This is a genomic window from Thermoanaerobacter sp. RKWS2 (assembly GCF_026240795.1).
GTDB lineage: Bacteria > Bacillota > Thermoanaerobacteria > Thermoanaerobacterales > Thermoanaerobacteraceae > Thermoanaerobacter > Thermoanaerobacter ethanolicus.
The window spans coordinates 1321995-1339304 of sequence record NZ_CP110888.1 but is presented as its reverse complement, the minus strand read 5'-3'; the positions used below and the strand labels follow the sequence as shown (position 1 = coordinate 1339304).

The window sequence follows — 17310 nt, the reverse complement described above, 5'->3', positions numbered from 1 at the left end:
CAGATGAAAAATGTAGGAATTATATCCCTTGGATGTCCCAAAAACACAGTTGATTCGGAAAAAATGTTAGCAATTTTAAAAGAAAAAGGTTATAACATAGTAAATGATAAAAATAAAGCTGACATACTCATTATAAATACTTGTGGCTTTATAGAGGATGCAAAAAGAGAGTCGATAGAGTACATCATTGAGATGGGAAAACTCAAAAACCGCAGGCTAAAATACCTTATTGCAACTGGTTGCTTGTCTGAAAGATATAATAAAGAATTATTAAAAGAACTTCCCGAATTAGATGCAGTAATTGGCACTGGAGATTTCCCCAAAATTGCAGAAGTAATAGAAGAAATAGAAAAAGGAAAAACTGTTTTAGAATATGGACACGCTAATTTACTAAATGATGAAGGAATACAGCGCATTTTAACTACGCCAAATTATTACGCCTATTTAAAAATTGCAGAAGGTTGCAGCAATGCTTGTTCTTTTTGCATAATTCCAAAGATTAGAGGAAGATACAGAAGTCGCAAAATGGAGGACATACTTAGAGAAGCCGAGGAACTCGTCAAAAAAGGTGCAAAAGAACTTATACTCATTGCTCAAGACACTACAAAATATGGAGTAGACGTTTATAAAAAATTTATGCTGCCCCAACTTTTAAAAGAAATTTCTAAGATTGATGGTTTAAAGTGGATTAGGTTACTTTATGCATATCCTGATAGTGTAACAGAAGAACTTGTTGAAGAGATAAAAAACAATGAAAAAATAGTAAAATATATTGATATTCCGCTACAACATTCTCATGATGAAGTCCTAAAAAGAATGAATAGAAATACTAATAGACAAAAAATAGAAGAGGTTATAAGTAGATTGCGTAGCATTCCAAACATGGTAATACGCACTACTTTTATGGTAGGCTTCCCTGGAGAGACAGAAGAAGAATTTGAGGATTTAAAACAGTTCATAAAAGAAAAAAGATTTGAGAGAGTAGGAGTTTTCACATATTCTCGAGAAGAGGGAACTAAATCGTATTATATGAAGCCTCAAATTAAAAAGAGTGTCAAAATTAAAAGACAACAAGAGTTGATGGAGATACAAAAAGAAATTTCTTATCAGCATAATCTTTCAAAAGTGGGGAAGCAGTTAGAGGTACTTATTGAAGGCTTTGAAGATGGAATATATTATGGCAGAAGTTATATGGATGCCCCTGAGATTGATGGTGTTGTTTATGTAAAAAGCAACAAAAAACTCAAAGCTGGAGATTTTGTGGTAGCAACTATAACAGATGCCTATGAGTACGATTTGGTGGGGGAATATTAATGAATTTAGCAAACAAACTTACAATGTTAAGACTTTTTTTAATACCTATTTTTATGTTTTTTATGCTTGTCAGAGGTCCCTACAACGATTTTATAGCTGCAGGAATATTTTCACTTGCAGCATTGACCGACAAATTTGATGGATATGTGGCAAGAAAGTTTAATCAAATAACTAATTTTGGGAAATTTATGGACCCACTGGTAGACAAAATAATGGTTTCTTCTGCTCTAATAGCCTTAGTGCAAATGGGACGCATTCAAAGTTGGATTGTAGTAGTTATATTAGCAAGGGAATTTTTAATAACAGGTATTAGGACAGTTGCTGCTGATAAGGGAATTGTCATTGCTGCCAGCAATTACGGTAAATACAAAACTACTTTTCAAATGATAGCAGTAATTGCACTGATGCTTAATAATTACCCTTTTAGCCTTATAAATTTTCCTTTCGACACTATAATGGTGTATATAGCTTTAATTTTGACAATTTATTCGGGTGTAGATTATATTATAAAATCTAAAAATTTATTCAAAGATTAAAGAGGTGTTTTAATTGAGAGGAGAAATTATTTCTGTTGGCACAGAGCTTTTATTAGGACAAATTTTAAATACTAACGCCAAATATTTATCTGAAAAATTGGCTCTTTTAGGTATAGATATATATTTCCATACTAACGTTGGAGATAACGAAGAAAGATTAAAAGAATGTTTAAATATCGCTTTTAACCGCTCTGACCTTATAATAACAACAGGTGGATTAGGCCCTACTGTTGATGACATTACAAAAGAGACAGTGGCTTCTTTTTTAGGTCTTCCTCTTGTAGAAAACATAGAAGCAAAAGAAGAGATAATAAGATTTTTTGAAAAAATAGGACAAACACCTACCATGAACAACTTCAAACAAGCCTTTTTCCCAGAAGGTGCAAAAATCTTGCCAAATAAAAATGGAACAGCTCCTGGCTGTATAATAGAAAAAGATAACAAAATCATCATAATTTTGCCTGGTCCACCTTCTGAGCTAATTCCGATGTTTGAGGAATCTGTATATCCTTATCTTAAAAGCAAAACTAATGAAACTATAAAGTCTCGAGTAATCAAAATATTTGGCTTAGGTGAATCAAAAGTAGAGGAAATGGTAAAACCTCTTTTGTTTAATTCTAATCCTACTGTTGCTCCTTTAGTAGGTGATGGATACGTAACTTTGAGAATAACTGCAAAAGGACATGATGACAAAGAAATTTTAGAAATGATTGAGGATATGGAATCAAGGATTAGAGGTATCATAGGTGACTATATATACGCTGTAGATGAGGAAGAAATGGAAGAAGTCGTGATAAAATTACTACAGAAAAACAAATTAACTCTTGCTGTCTCTGAATCTTGTACAGGTGGTTTATTGGCAAAAAAGATAACAGATGTATCAGGGGCTTCAAAAGTCTTTAATTTAGGTGTTGTTTCTTACAGCAATGAAGCTAAAGAAAATATCTTAGGGGTTAGAAAATCTACTTTAGAGTCTTATGGAGCAGTAAGCCATGAGACAGCAAAAGAAATGGCAGAAAATATAAGAAAATTGGCCAATGCTGATTTTGGTTTGTCTACTACTGGAATTGCAGGACCTACAGGTGGAACACCTGAAAAGCCCGTAGGATTAGTGTATGTGGGTTTTGCTACCAATGAAAAAGTCTATGTAAAAAAACTAATGTTAAGTGGTGATAGAAGTAAAATAAGGACAAGGACAGTACTACATGCTTTAGACATTGTAAGAAGATATCTTCTGGGAATAAAAATTGACTAGTTATGTCCATTAATATATAATTAATTTAATACAATACCTTGTATTCTTGGGAGGTAAATAATAAATGATAGAAAAACAAAAGGCTTTAGAAATGGCTATAAGTCAGATAGAGAGGCAGTTTGGCAAGGGCTCTATCATGAGATTGGGAGATACTGCAAAATTGAATGTAGAAGTAATACCTACAGGTTCTCTTGAATTAGACATTGCTTTAGGTGTCGGAGGAGTTCCAAGGGGAAGGATAATAGAAATTTTTGGCCCTGAGTCTTCAGGAAAAACTACCTTAGCGCTACATATGATAGCAGAAGCACAAAAAATGGGAGGAACGGGTGCTTTTATAGATGCAGAACATGCTCTTGATCCTGTATATGCAAAAAATCTTGGGGTCAATATTGAGGATTTATTGGTGGCGCAGCCTGATACGGGCGAACAAGCCTTAGAAATTGCAGAAGCCCTTGTTAGAAGTGGTGCTGTTGACATAATTGTGATAGACTCTGTTGCTGCTTTAGTACCTAAGGCGGAGATTGATGGTGAAATGGGAGATAGCCATGTAGGGCTTCAAGCGAGACTGATGTCTCAAGCTTTGAGAAAATTAGCAGGGGTTACTAGTAAGTCTAAAACTATTGTGGTCTTTATAAACCAGCTTAGAGAGAAAGTAGGTGTTATGTTTGGAAATCCTGAAACAACCCCTGGAGGAAGAGCACTGAAATTTTATGCCACAATAAGACTAGATGTGAGAAAAGTAGATGCAATAAAGCAGGGAAATGAGATAATCGGCAATAGAACGCGTGTCAAAGTTGTAAAAAATAAAATTGCTCCGCCTTTTAAACAAGCAGAATTCGATATAATGTATGGAGAAGGTATTTCAAGAGAAGGAAGCATTTTGGATATTGGCACAAGTATAGACATAATTGAAAAAAGTGGTGCTTGGTATTCCTATGGAGATATACGATTAGGGCAAGGAAGAGAAAACGCTAAGCAATTTTTAAAAGAAAACAAAGAAATCGCAGATGAAATTGAAAGAAAAATTAGAGAAAATTTCAATCTAGCTTATAATAAAATAAAATCCTCCCCTGATGCAATAGTAGAATGACCCCTTATTGTGGGGTTATTTTATTACAAAAGGAGAAATAAGCATGATAATAACTACTATAGAAAAGCAGAAAAAAAATAAAACGCAATATAATGTTTACATAGATGGAGAATATGCCTTTAGTTGCAATTTAGAAGATTTGATCTATTTAGGCATAGAGGAAGGAAAAGAACTAGATAGTGAACAGTATAATTATTATGTAAACTATACTGCAACAAGACAAGCGAGTGACTACGCATTTAAACTTTTATCAAGAAAAATGTTAACAGAAAAAGAACTTTCTCAAAAGCTTGAAATAAAAGGTTTTGAAGAGAATATTATAAAAAGTGTTATTGAAAAGCTGAAAAGCTATAACTATATCAATGACGAAGTTTATACCAAATTATTTATAGAACAAAAAATAAACCAATTGTATAGCAGGCGAAAAATTTATTACGAACTTGTAAAAAAAGGAATTAGTAAAGAATTGATCCAAGAAAGTTTAAACAATTTTTATCCTGAAGAAAAAGAAGTTGAAATAATAAAAAAATAATTGAAAAAAAATTAAAATCCCAAGAAGAAACTAAAAAGTTAAAAAACTATCTTTACAACAATGGTTTTCAAATTGAAAACATTAGCGATGCCTTGAAAGAAAAGGATTTATAACTTGACATAATTTTGAAAAGGGTCTAAAATAAAATATGAATAACTACTAAGGAGGTGTAAGAGTATTAGCCATGTTGAATTGATAATCACAGCACTTATTGCAATAGCAGTCGGCTTTCTAATTGGTTATTTTGCAAGAAAGATTATTGCAGAATCTAAAATAAAAAGCGCAGAAAATTTAGCGCGTACCATATTAGAAAGTGCAAAAAGAGACGCTGAAAATAAAAAAAGAGAGCTCTTATTAGAAGCTAAAGAAGAGATTCACCGCATGCGAACTGATTTAGAAAAAGAGATAAGGGATCGCAGAGGTGAATTACAGCGTTTAGAAAAAAGACTCCTTCAAAAAGAAGAAACCCTGGATAAAAGAGCCGAAACTTTAGAACAAAAAGAAAATCTTCTAGAAGAAAAACAAAAAGAAATTCAACAATTGGAAGAACAAATTTCTTTACTCCATCAAAAAGAAATAGAAGAATTAGAAAGAATTTCGGGACTAAGCCGTGAAGAAGCAAAAGCCATTTTATTAGAAAGTGTTCAAAAAGATATACAACATGAAATGGCTGTAATGATTAAAGAAATGGAAAACAAAGCTAAAGAAGAAGCAGAAATGAAAGCAAGGGAAATAATTAGCAATGCCATTCAACGTTGTGCGGCTGACCATGCTGCAGAAACAACTGTGTCTGTTGTTACCCTTCCTAATGATGAAATGAAAGGTCGCATAATAGGTAGGGAAGGTAGAAATATAAGGACAATAGAGACATTGACGGGAATTGACCTTATAATAGATGATACTCCTGAGGCTGTTGTTATTTCAGGCTTTGACCCTATACGAAGAGAAGTTGCGCGGATTGCGCTGGAAAAATTAATTGAAGATGGGCGAATACATCCCGCAAGAATAGAGGAAATGGTAGAAAAGGCTAAAAAAGAAGTAGACAACATGATAATCAAAGCAGGAGAAGAAGCGGTTTTTGAAGTAGGAATTCACGGTTTGCATCCCGAGCTGATTAAGTTACTAGGAAGACTTAAATTTAGAACTAGCTACGGGCAAAATGTCTTAAAGCATTCAATCGAAGTAGCTCATTTGGCAGGACTTATGGCTTATGAATTAGGTGCAGATGCCATAGTTGCCAAAAGAGCAGGGCTTTTACACGATATAGGTAAGGCCGTAGACCATGAGGTGGAAGGCCCTCATGTAATGATAGGTGCAGAACTAGCTAAAAGATATCATGAGTCTGATGCTGTCATTCATGCCATAATGGCTCATCATAATGATGTAGAGCCTCAGACTGTTGAGGCAGTATTAGTACAAGCGGCAGATGCTATCTCTGCTGCAAGGCCAGGTGCAAGGCGGGAAGCTTTAGAAGCCTATATTAAGCGTTTAGATAAGTTAGAACAAATTGCTAATTCTTTTGAAGGTGTAGAAAAGTCTTATGCTATACAAGCAGGAAGAGAAATCAGAATAATGGTAAAACCTGAAATTGTCAATGATGATGATATTGTCATTTTGGCGCGAAATATAAGCAAAAAAATTGAGGAAGAAGTTGAATATCCAGGTCAAATCAAAGTGACTGTCATAAGAGAGACAGTAGCTGTAGATTATGCAAAATAAAGGATTGAAAAAAGCGTGCGATGAGCACGCTTTAAAAGTTTCATCATAAATTTTTATTAGCTATTGTTTTAATAGCCAGGTTTGTGTAATAATAAGTTTAAGAAAATTATTTTTTGGAGGTTAAGAATGAAGATACTTATCATCGGCGATATAGTTGGAAGACCAGGTAGAAACATATTAAAAGAGCACTTACAAGAATTAATATCAGAATATAATATTGACATAGTTATAGCGAATGGAGAAAATGCTGCCGGAGGAAATGGACTGACTCGCAAAGTTGCTGATGAACTTTTTGAAATGGGAATTTCTGCATTAACAATGGGAAATCACGTGTGGGATCAAAAAGAAATATTAAAATTTATTGATGAAGAAATGCGAATTGTAAGACCTGCCAATTATTTAGAGGAAACACCTGGCAGAGGATCTATAGCACTTAATTTTAAAAATACAAAAATTGGTATTATAAATTTGCAGGGAACTACCTTTATGCCTTGCAATAGAAATCCTTTCTTTGTCGCCTTAGAAGAAATAGAAAAATTAAAAAAAGAGACGAATATAATCCTCGTAGATTTTCATGCAGAAGCTACTTCTGAAAAAATAGCAATGGGATATTTTTTAGACGGAAAAGTAAGTTGTGTTTTTGGCACTCATACTCATGTACAAACGGCAGATGAGAAAATATTACAAAATGGGACAGCTTACATAACTGATGTTGGCATGACAGGTCCTAGTGATTCTATATTGGGAATAGATAAAGAATTAATAATTAAAAAATTTACATCTTCTGTACCTGTACGCTTTGAAGTTGCAAAAGGTCCTGCCCAAATAAATGCCATTGTAATTTCTGTTAATGAAATAACAGGAAAATGCTATAGCATAGAACGGATTAATAAAATTTATGCATAAAAAGGAGGATTTTTAAAACAAATGTAGAATATTAACAAAGAGAAAATCATTTGTTTTTAAGGGGGAAAAACAATGGAAGTGTTAAAAGTTTCAGCAAAATCTAATCCAAACGCTGTAGCAGGAGCGTTGGCAGGGGTGTTAAGGGAGCGTGGAGGTGCAGAAGTACAAGCAATAGGTGCAGGTGCAATAAATCAAGCTGTAAAAGCTGTTGCAATTGCGAGGGGTTTTGTAGCACCAAGCGGGATTGACTTAATTTGCATTCCTGCTTTTACAGACATTGAAATAGACGGTGAAGAAAGGACAGCAATAAAGTTAATTGTAGAGCCACGATAAAAAATAACCTGCATTTTGCAGGTTATTTTAAATTGTAAAGGTAAAATTTAGAAGAAAGGTTGGGATATAATGTTTGCAGACCTTCACATGCATTCAAAAGCTTCTGATGGAACTAATTCACCTTCTGAAGTAGTTCGATTGGCAAAAGAACACGGACTTAGTTGTATTTCTCTGACAGATCATGATACGATTGATGGATTAGAGGAAGCCATAGGAGCTTCTTCGAGATATGAAATAGAAGTTATCCCTGGAATTGAATTTAATTGTTATTATCAAGATCAAGAAATTCACATTTTAGGTTATTTTATAAATTATCACGATAAAAATTTTACTGAAAAATTAGAAGAGATGAAAAAGCTGAGAGATGACAGAGCCAAAGCGATTTTAAAAGAATTAAATGAATTAGGAATTGATATTTCTATAGAAGACGTATTGGAATTCACAAGTGAAAAATTCATAGGAAGACCTCATATAGCAAGAGCCATGGTAAAAAAGAATTATGTAGAAAGTGTAAAAGAAGCCTTTGAAAAATACATAGGAGTGGGTGCTCCTGCTTATGTAGAAAGATACAGAATCACTCCTTTTGAAGCAATAAACCTTATTTTAGAAAATGGAGGTGTTCCTGTTTTAGCTCATCCCGGGTTACTTCAAGATGATAGTATTATTGAGGAATTAGCCCCAAAAGGTTTAATCGGAATAGAAGTTTACCATTCAAAACACACTACCGAAGATATAGAAAAGTATTTAAACAAAGCTAAAAAATACAAGTTAATCATAACTGGAGGCTCAGATTTTCACGGTATAGAAGTAGATGGCAGAGACCTTTTAGGAACCATAAAGTTAGACTATGAATATGTAAAAATATTGAAAAGTAAAGCTAAAAATTTTGTAGAAATATCAAAATAATTAAGTTAAAATAATATTGTGATTCATATAACAAAACCCTCTGGAGGTGTAAAAATTGGATTTATCCCAAAATGCCTTACAAATTACCCCTTCTATGACATTAGAAATAACTGCAAAGGCAAAACAGCTAAAAGCTCAAGGCATAGACGTTATAGACTTCGGAGTAGGAGAGCCAGATTTTGATACACCTGATTACATAAAAGAAGCTGCAATTGACGCTATAAAAAAAGGCTATACCAAATACACCCCTTCTTCAGGCATTTCCGAATTAAAAAAAGCAGTATGCGACAAGCTTTTAAAAGATAACGGCCTTAAATACCAACCAGACCAAATTGTCATATCAAATGGTGCTAAACACTCTATATATAACGCTCTTTGTGCAATTTTAAATCCTGGCGACGAAGTTATAATTCCTGTACCTTATTGGTTAAGCTATCCTGAGATGGTAAGGCTGGCTTATGGAAAGCCTGTCTTTGTAAAAACAAAAGCAGAAAATGACTTTAAAATTACATCCGAAGAATTAAAAAATGCTATTACCTCTAAGACAAAAGCTTTAATTTTAAATACCCCCAACAATCCAACTGGCTCAGTGTATACTAAAGAAGAGTTAGAAGAACTTGCAAAAATTATTGAAGAAGCAAATATTTTTGTCATTTCAGATGAAATATACGAAAAATTAATTTACGAAGGCAGTCACATCAGTATCGCCTCTTTAAATGAAAAAATTAAAGAACTGACAATTTTGGTAAACGGTTTGTCTAAAGCTTATGCTATGACAGGATGGAGAATTGGATATACTGCTTCTTCTTTAGAAATTGCAAAGGTTATGTCAAACATTCAAAGTCACACCACCTCAAATCCCAATTCAATTGCTCAATATGCCAGTGTAGCCGCTTTATCAGGAGATGAAACTGTTATTAAAAGAATGGCAGAAGAATTCAATAAAAGAAGAATTTATATGGTAGAAAGGATAAATAAAATAAAGGGATTGAAATCAAATAAACCTCAAGGGGCTTTTTATGTAATGGTAAATATAGACGAATACATTGGGAAAGAAATAAAAGGAAAAATTATTAGAGGTTCCATAGATTTTGCAAATGCTTTAATTGAAGGAGCAAATGTAGCAGTTGTTCCTGCTTTGCCCTTCGGAATGGACAATTACATTAGGATTTCTTATGCTACTTCCATTGAAAATATTGAAAAAGGCTTAAATAGAATCGAAGAATTTTTAAATAAAGCATAATGAGGAGGTAAATATGCGAGATACTTATCAGAATCCGTTAATAACAAGATATGCTAGCAAAGAAATGGCCCAAATCTTCTCTGACGACGAAAAATTTAAAACTTGGCGAAGATTATGGGTAGCTTTGGCAAAAAGCGAAAAAGAATTAGGGCTCAATATTACAGATGAGCAGATTAAAGAAATGGAAGAAAATATAGACAACATAAACTATGAAGATGCGGAAAAATTCGAAAGAGAATTTCGACATGATGTTATGGCTCACATACATGCCTATGGTCTTTTGTGTCCCAAAGCAAAACCTATAATCCATTTAGGAGCTACCTCTGCTTTTGTAGATGACAATACAGACATTATTTTGATGGATAAGGCTTTTAAGCTAATTGAAAAGAAGCTTCTTAAAGTAATAAAAGTTCTATCCGAATTTGCTTTAAAATATAAAGATTTACCTACTTTAGGTTATACTCACTTTCAACCAGCTCAACTTACTACGGTTGGTAAAAGAGCATGCCTTTGGATACAAGATTTAATTCTCGATTTACAAGATTTAAGATATAGAAGAGAAAACATAATGTTAAGAGGAGTAAAAGGCACCACTGGTACACAAGCAAGTTTTATGGAACTTTTTGGTTGTGATGAAGAAAAAGTAAAAGAGCTAGACAGATTAGTAGTAGAAAAAATGGGATATAAAAAGTCCTTCCCTGTGACAGGACAAACTTATACGAGAAAATATGACTTTATGCTCTTGTCTGTATTGAGCGGTATTGCTCAAAGTGCTCACAAATTCAGCAATGACCTAAGGCTTTTACAACATTTGAGAGAAATTGAAGAACCTTTTGAAGAAAAACAAATAGGTTCCTCTGCGATGGCTTATAAAAGAAATCCTATGAGAAGCGAGAGAATGGCAGCTTTAAGTAGGTATGTTATTGTCACACTTTTAAATGCATCTATTACTTCTTCTGCTCAATGGTTTGAAAGAACTTTAGATGATTCAGCTAACAGACGAATTGTAATACCCGAAATGTTCCTTGCCACAGATGCTATATTAAATCTTTATATCAACATTGCGTCTGGTTTAAAAGTAAACAAAAAAGTAATTGAAAAAAATGTGATGACGGAATTGCCTTTTATGGCTACAGAAAAGATTTTAATGGAAGCTGTACTTAAAGGTGGGGACAGACAAGAGTTACATGAAGCTATAAGAGTATACTCCTTAAAAGCGGCAGAAGAAGTTAAAAATGGAGAAGAAAATAGGTTGCTTGATTATATACAAAATGACCAAAGATTTAAACTTTCCCAAGAAGAAATTAAAGAATTAGTTGACCCTATAAAATTTACCGGAAGAGCTGTAAGCCAGACTGAAGAATACATTAAGGAAATTGTAAACCCTATTTTAGCAGATTTTAAAGAAGATGTAGAAGCAAAAGTAGAAGTGTAAAATTCGTTCACTTTCCACATCCCAATATCATAGAATAACAATAAAAATGGTATTGGGATGTGGTGGTAGATGGGAATATGGCCAGTTTTCTTTGAAGGATATAAAATAGAAAAAAAGTCAGAAGATAAACCTAAAGAAGTCACAACAACTGTAGATGATAAAAAATTACAAGAAGAAGCTTTAAAAGAGCTAAATTCTTTGATAGGCCTTAATAAAGTGAAAGAAATTATACAAGAAATTTACGCTTTCTCGCAACTGCAAATAAAGCGTAAAAAGGAAGGATTAGCCACTGAACCTATAGTATTACATATGATATTTAAAGGTAATCCAGGAACAGGCAAAACTACTGTAGCAAGGATATTAGGAAAACTTTTAAAAAGTATAGGAGTTTTAGAAAAAGGCCATGTAGTTGAAGTAGAGAGAGCTGATCTAGTAGGAGAATACATAGGACATACTGCTCACAGAGTCCGTGAAAATGTAAAAAAAGCTTTGGGAGGAATTTTGTTTGTAGATGAAGCTTATTCTTTGGCAAGGGGTGGAGAAAAAGACTTTGGCAAAGAAGCTATTGATACTCTTGTCAAAGAAATGGAAGACAATAGGAGTAAATTTATACTTATATTAGCAGGTTACAAACACGAAATGGAATATTTTTTAAATACCAATCCCGGACTTCGCTCCAGGTTTCCAATCCAGATAGATTTTCCTGATTATACTATAGATGAACTTCTTCAGATTGCGGAAGTCATGGTAAAAAACAGGCAATATAAGCTTACAGAAAGTGCAAAGAGAAAATTAATGAAAATATTGATTCGTGACGACAATTCAAGAGAAATAGGAAACGCGCCTTGTAAGGAATATCATAGAAAGAGCAATTAGAAAACAGGCTGTAAGAGTTTTAAACAAAATAAATATAACCAAAGAAGATTTAATAACAATAGACAGTATAGACATTAGAGAGGACTGAGAAAATGGACACAAAAAAATTTTTGCAGAACAATTTCCATATAAACTCAAAAATAATCGAAGTTATAGAAAAAGCAGAAAAAGATTGTTATCCTGTATTTAGAAAGATTGATAAGACTGTAGAGTACAATCAGTATAAGGTCATATATCATTTCCAAAAGAACAAATTAAGCGATATCCATTTTAATGGCACAACTGGCTATGGATATGGTGACATCGGGCGAGAGACAATCGAAAAAATATATGCAGGAATATTTGCCGCAGAAGACGCTTTAGTAAGGCCTCAAATCGTATCTGGAACTCATGCTATAGCATTATGTCTATTTGGCAATTTAAAACCAAATGAAGAGCTAATTTCGGCTTGTGGGAGGCCTTATGATACGTTAGAAGAAGTAATAGGGATAAAAGGGGAGGGGAGGGGAAGTTTAAAAGAATACGGAGTTATATATAAAGAAATTCCCCTCCTTAATGATGGAAAAATAGATATAGAAAGTGTAAAAAAAGCAATAACCTCAAAAACTAAAATGGTGATGATTCAACGATCAAAAGGGTATGACTATAGAAAGTCTTTGAAGATAGAAGATATAGAAAAGGCAATTGGTGAAATTAAAAAGGTAAAAGAAGATGTAATCATATTTGTAGATAATTGCTATGGAGAATTTACTGAGATAAAAGAACCAACAGAAGTAGGAGCCGACATTATAGCAGGTTCTCTTATAAAAAACATAGGTGGGGGAATTGCCCCTACAGGTGGATATGTAGTAGGAAAAAAGGAATTAGTTGAAAATGCTTCTTATAGGCTATATGCCCCTGGCATAGGAAAAGAGGTAGGTCCTTCTTTAGATTTAAATAGATTGATTTTACAAGGGTTATTTTTTGCACCTCAAGTGGTAGGACAAGCTTTAAAAGGAGCTGCTCTTTTAGCGAAAATTATGTCAGACTTAGGCTATGAAGTTACTCCAAAATATGACGAAGAAAGAACTGACATAGTTCAAGCTATCAAATTTAAAACTGCTGAAGAGTTGATATCTTTTATCCAGGGAATACAAATGGGGTCCCCAGTAGACTCTCATGTAATTCCTGAGCCGTGGGACATGCCAGGATATCAGGATAAAGTCATAATGGCAGCAGGAGGATTTATACAAGGATCTTCTATAGAATTAAGTGCAGATGCACCTATAAGAGAACCTTATATCGCATACGTGCAAGGTGGTCTTACTTATCCTCAAGTAAAATTGGCAATAGCTATTGCTTTAAATAATATTTACAAAGAAGAATAAGCTACAAAATAAAATTCAAGAGGAAAATCTTTCCTCTTGAATTTTATTTTCAATCTTCCTTTTGTGATAAAGGGTTTTTATTTACAGCTTCTTTTAATTGCGAATCATCTACATGGGTATAAATTTGCGTCGTAGACACGTTAGAATGCCCTAGGAGCTTTTGTAAAGTCCTTATATCTACATTACCATATCTGTACATCAAAGTCGCGGCTGTATGGCGCAATTTATGGGCAGAATATTTTTTCCTTCTAAATTAGCATTTTTTAAATGTTTTTTTACGGTATATTGTACAGTTTTAACACTTATGCGTTTAAGCCTTTTGCTCAAAAACAAAGCCTTTTTATCTTTGACTCCTTCTTTTGGCCTTACTTCTAAATATGTATTTATTGCATCAATACACGCATCATTTAAATAAACTGTTCTTTGTTTATTTCCTTTTCCTATAACAGTTAGTTTATCATCTTTTATGTCGTCTAGATTTATATTCACCAGTTCAGAAACTCTGAGCCCACAGTTTAAAAACAAAGTGATAATAGCGTAATCTCTTTCTTTAAAAGGCCCATCTATAGAATTTAAAAGCTTCTTGCTTTCATCAAGGGTGAGGTAAATAGGCTGTCTTACAGAAAGTTTTGGCGACTCTAATTCTTGAGTAGGATTTTTGCTTAGCACTTTAGCTTTTTTGTAAAGATAATTATAAAAAGACCTTAAACTTGCTACTTTTCGAGCACGAGCAGGGGGAGTATTAGACCTTTCGTTAGCTACAAAGTTAAGGTAGGCGTATAAGTCGTTTAAATCAACAGATTCTATCAAATCAACATCTACATCAGAAATATCTATTTCATCAAATTCTACATTAGGACTAACTTTTCCGCGTCTTTGCTTTAAAAAGCGCAAAAACAAAACTAAATCATAAGCATAAGCTTTTACAGTATTATAAGAACGGGCTTTTACAGTTGAGAAGTAGTTTAAAAATTCTTCAAGAAGAGGGGGATATTTAATAGAAGCATTATTAGAAGTATTATTAGAAATTTCATTAGACATTTTCAAAACTCCTTTCTATAATTCTAATTATACGAAATAACTATTTCGTATAATTACTTGTATATATAATACCATACATATAATGCTTAAATCAAGCTACTTTAGAGACTGCGTTCAAAATTATTAAAAAGCTCAAGGAACCTTACTAAACTAAGATTCCTTGAGCTTAAAACTCTTATAACTTTTTAGTATTTCTTTTTATTTGCTCTGTAGCCAGTCTATCACATAAATTATTGTATTCACTATCTGCATGACCTTTTACTTTAATCCAATTGATTTGATGTCTTTTTGAAACCTCTAAAAGCTCTTTCCATAACTCTTGATTTTCTACTGGAGTTTTATCTGATTTTAGCCAATTGTTTTTCTGCCACTTTTCAAGCCAGCCTTCTTTAAAGGCATTTATTACATAACTACTGTCACTATATAAATTAACTTTACAAGGCCTTTTTAAGGCTTTCAAAGCTTCTATTACTGCTTTTAATTCCATTCTATTGTTTGTAGTATTTTCTTCAAATCCGGATATTTCTTTTTTTGTTCCTTTGTACAGTAAAACTGCTGCCCAGCCACCTGGACCAGGATTACCGCTACAAGCTCCATCTGTGTATATTTCAACAACATCGATATTATTTGACATTTTTACTTCAATCCCTTTGTTTTTTGATATGCTGCAGCCACTGCTTCAATCACTGCACTTCTCATTGCATTTTTTTCCAAAATCCTTATACCTTCAATAGTTGTACCACCTGGAGATGTTACCATGTCTTTTAATTGGCCAGGATGAAAACCTGTTTTTAATACCATGTTACCTGCACCAGCTACAGCCTTTGAAGCTAATTTATACGCAACATCTCTTGGTAATCCCAATAGTACACCACCATCTGCCAATGCTTCAATAAACATGTACACAAATGCTGGACTACAACTAGAGACAGCCATTGCAGCATCAATTAACTTTTCTTCTACTTCTACAATTTCCCCACAGGTTTTAAAAATCTTCTCCACAATCTCTTTATCCTCTCGCTGTATCTCTTGTGAATAACTTATAGCAGTAATACCTTCTCCTATTAAAGCAGGAGTATTAGGTATTGTTCTCACTATCTTTCCCGTTTTTAAAATATCTTTGACATGACTTATAGTTATACCCGGAGCTATAGTAATTATTATTTTTTTATCAGTTACTTTTACTTTTATTTCTTCTAATACAGCATCGTAAATATTAGGTTTTACTGCTAAAATGATAATATCTGACTTTTCAGTTAGGTCAATATTGTCTTTTGCAACAATAACACCAAATTCTTTTTCTAACCCCGCTGTTTTTTCTTTCACCGGATCATAAAGAATTAAATCCTCAGCGTCTATAAAATCCGACTTTAATATGCCCTTTATAAGAGCAAGTCCCATATTGCCGACTCCTATAAAACCAATCTTCATCTTGAAAAACTCCCCTACTTTGTTATTTCAAAAAAACAGTATTAGTTACCCTAATACTGTTTTTTTGTTTTTACTCTTCTTTCTTCTCATCCTTATCAGAAGCAGAGAAGATTACAGGCTTTTGGGGTGTAATTGTCGAAATAGCATGCTTGTAGATAAGAAGTTGCTGTTTGTTCTCTGACTCCAACACCACCGTAAAATTATCAAATCCTTTCACTAAACCCTTTAATTGGAATCCATTGATTAAGTAGACAGTTACTGGTACATGCTCTTTTCTCACTTGATTTAAAAAGATATCCTGTAAATTAATAGCTGCTTTTGAACTTGCCATCTTTATCCCCCTTCTTTAATATGTATCATTAGTTATATTCTATCAAAAATTTAATTTTCCTGCTAAATATTTAATAATATTTTTTTTGAGTTCTTCATAATTTTTATAGTCATCTACAAAAAACCATTTGATAAAGTTATAACCCTTAAACCAGGTGATCTGTCTTTTTGCATACCTCCTTGTCCCTTTTTTAATCTTTTCAACAGCTTCTTCTAAAGAAATCTCTCCTTTTAAATATTCGACAATTTCTTTATATCCTAAAGCCTGCATAGCAGTACTGTCTTTATTATACCCGATTTTTAGCAAGTTTACCACTTCTTCAACCAAATTATTTTTTATCATTTCATCTACTCTTTGATTAATTCTATCGTATAAAATTTGTCTGTCTCTGAAATTAAGCCCTATCATTATAGGCTGATACTCTAGATTTAAACGCATACCACTCATTTTTTGATAGTAAGAAATAGGTTTGCCTGTAAATTCATAAACTTCTAAAGCTCTGATGATTCTTCTAATGTCATTTGAATGTATTTTTTTTGCTGCCTCTGGGTCCACACTTTTTAACTTCTCATAAAGATATTGACTGCCATAAGTATTTGCTAATTCTTTCATTTTCTCTCTAAATTCTTTGCTTCCTTCAAAATCAGAAAAGTGCATGATGTAAATTATTGAATTGATATATAAACCAGTTCCCCCTACAATTATAGGAAGTTTCCCTCTTTTGTAAATATCCTTTATAATCTCTTTCGCTCTTTTTTCATATTCTGCTACACTAAACTCTTGATTTGGCTCTACAATATCTATCAAATAATGAGGGATGCCTTGCATTTCTTCCTTTGTAATTTTTGCTGTACCAACATCCATGTACTTATAAACTTGCATAGAATCAGCAGAAATGATTTCTCCATTAAATTCTTTTGCCACGTCTACTGCTAATTTAGACTTGCCAGAGGCTGTGGGCCCAACAATAAGCACAATTTGTATAGCCATCCCAT

General features: G+C 33.2%; 15 protein-coding genes and 3 pseudogenes. 13 read left to right on the top strand and 5 right to left on the bottom strand.

Features of this window, described 5'->3' with window-relative positions:
• Nucleotides 1-3: 3 nt before the first annotated feature.
• The 13 genes and pseudogenes from rimO to OEI98_RS06860 all read left to right on the top strand — a co-directional run bounded on the left by rimO (nucleotide 4) and on the right by OEI98_RS06860 (nucleotide 13512).
• Nucleotides 4-1314: a 30S ribosomal protein S12 methylthiotransferase RimO gene (gene rimO, locus OEI98_RS06920; protein ID WP_003869120.1), complete on the top strand. Its 1311-nt coding sequence runs from the start codon at nucleotides 4-6 to the stop codon at nucleotides 1312-1314.
• Nucleotides 1314-1850: a CDP-diacylglycerol--glycerol-3-phosphate 3-phosphatidyltransferase gene (gene pgsA, locus OEI98_RS06915; protein WP_004396226.1), complete on the top strand. Its 537-nt coding sequence runs from the start codon at nucleotides 1314-1316 to the stop codon at nucleotides 1848-1850. Before rimO ends, pgsA begins: the two co-directional genes overlap by 1 nt.
• Before the next feature lie 13 nt (nucleotides 1851-1863).
• The gene (locus tag OEI98_RS06910; RefSeq protein ID WP_003869118.1) at nucleotides 1864-3105 is read left to right on the top strand and encodes a competence/damage-inducible protein A; all 1242 of its coding nucleotides are present in this window, start codon (nucleotides 1864-1866) and stop codon (nucleotides 3103-3105) included.
• Between the two features lie 64 nt (nucleotides 3106-3169).
• Nucleotides 3170-4195, top strand: coding sequence for a recombinase RecA (gene recA / locus OEI98_RS06905; RefSeq protein ID WP_003869117.1), 1026 nt, complete (start codon nucleotides 3170-3172; stop codon nucleotides 4193-4195).
• A 43-nt stretch (nucleotides 4196-4238) separates the two neighbouring features.
• Nucleotides 4239-4840: pseudogene (locus tag OEI98_RS06900) on the top strand (regulatory protein RecX).
• Between the two features lie 79 nt (nucleotides 4841-4919).
• Nucleotides 4920-6446 (top strand): ribonuclease Y, encoded by a 1527-nt coding sequence (gene rny, locus OEI98_RS06895; protein WP_266040409.1) that lies wholly within the window; start codon nucleotides 4920-4922, stop codon nucleotides 6444-6446.
• A gap of 126 nt (nucleotides 6447-6572) precedes the next feature.
• Complete coding sequence (locus tag OEI98_RS06890; protein ID WP_004396228.1) at nucleotides 6573-7352, top strand: TIGR00282 family metallophosphoesterase; 780 nt, start codon at nucleotides 6573-6575, stop codon at nucleotides 7350-7352.
• 72 nt (nucleotides 7353-7424) lie between these two features.
• Nucleotides 7425-7685 carry a stage V sporulation protein S gene (locus OEI98_RS06885; RefSeq protein ID WP_003866776.1) on the top strand — a complete coding sequence of 87 codons (261 nt, stop codon included), beginning with the start codon at nucleotides 7425-7427 and terminating at the stop codon, nucleotides 7683-7685.
• Between the two features lie 69 nt (nucleotides 7686-7754).
• Nucleotides 7755-8591 (top strand): PHP domain-containing protein, encoded by an 837-nt coding sequence (locus OEI98_RS06880; protein ID WP_266040404.1) that lies wholly within the window; start codon nucleotides 7755-7757, stop codon nucleotides 8589-8591.
• A 55-nt stretch (nucleotides 8592-8646) separates the two neighbouring features.
• A complete protein-coding gene (locus tag OEI98_RS06875; protein WP_266040402.1) occupies nucleotides 8647-9834 on the top strand; it encodes a pyridoxal phosphate-dependent aminotransferase in 1188 nt (395 codons plus the stop codon).
• Nucleotides 9835-9847: 13 nt separating this feature from the next.
• Complete coding sequence (gene purB, locus OEI98_RS06870) at nucleotides 9848-11269, top strand: adenylosuccinate lyase (RefSeq protein ID WP_266040400.1); 1422 nt, start codon at nucleotides 9848-9850, stop codon at nucleotides 11267-11269.
• A 69-nt stretch (nucleotides 11270-11338) separates the two neighbouring features.
• Nucleotides 11339-12233: pseudogene (gene spoVK, locus OEI98_RS06865) on the top strand (stage V sporulation protein K).
• A gap of 4 nt (nucleotides 12234-12237) precedes the next feature.
• Nucleotides 12238-13512 (top strand): aminotransferase class I/II-fold pyridoxal phosphate-dependent enzyme, encoded by a 1275-nt coding sequence (locus OEI98_RS06860; protein WP_004396245.1) that lies wholly within the window; start codon nucleotides 12238-12240, stop codon nucleotides 13510-13512.
• A 49-nt stretch (nucleotides 13513-13561) separates the two neighbouring features.
• On the opposite strand, the pseudogene OEI98_RS06855 reads toward OEI98_RS06860, so the two are convergent.
• The 5 genes and pseudogenes from OEI98_RS06855 to miaA all read right to left on the bottom strand — a co-directional run bounded on the left by OEI98_RS06855 (nucleotide 13562) and on the right by miaA (nucleotide 17305).
• Nucleotides 13562-14553: pseudogene (locus OEI98_RS06855) on the bottom strand (tyrosine recombinase XerC).
• A gap of 175 nt (nucleotides 14554-14728) precedes the next feature.
• Nucleotides 14729-15187 (bottom strand): ribonuclease HI, encoded by a 459-nt coding sequence (gene rnhA / locus OEI98_RS06850; RefSeq protein ID WP_014062866.1) that lies wholly within the window; start codon nucleotides 15185-15187, stop codon nucleotides 14729-14731.
• A 2-nt stretch (nucleotides 15188-15189) separates the two neighbouring features.
• Complete coding sequence (gene proC, locus OEI98_RS06845) at nucleotides 15190-15984, bottom strand: pyrroline-5-carboxylate reductase (protein WP_003869106.1); 795 nt, start codon at nucleotides 15982-15984, stop codon at nucleotides 15190-15192.
• A gap of 70 nt (nucleotides 15985-16054) precedes the next feature.
• Complete coding sequence (hfq, locus tag OEI98_RS06840; protein ID WP_003869105.1) at nucleotides 16055-16315, bottom strand: RNA chaperone Hfq; 261 nt, start codon at nucleotides 16313-16315, stop codon at nucleotides 16055-16057.
• A 42-nt stretch (nucleotides 16316-16357) separates the two neighbouring features.
• A complete protein-coding gene (gene miaA / locus OEI98_RS06835) occupies nucleotides 16358-17305 on the bottom strand; it encodes a tRNA (adenosine(37)-N6)-dimethylallyltransferase MiaA (protein WP_004396255.1) in 948 nt (315 codons plus the stop codon).
• Nucleotides 17306-17310: the final 5 nt, after the last annotated feature.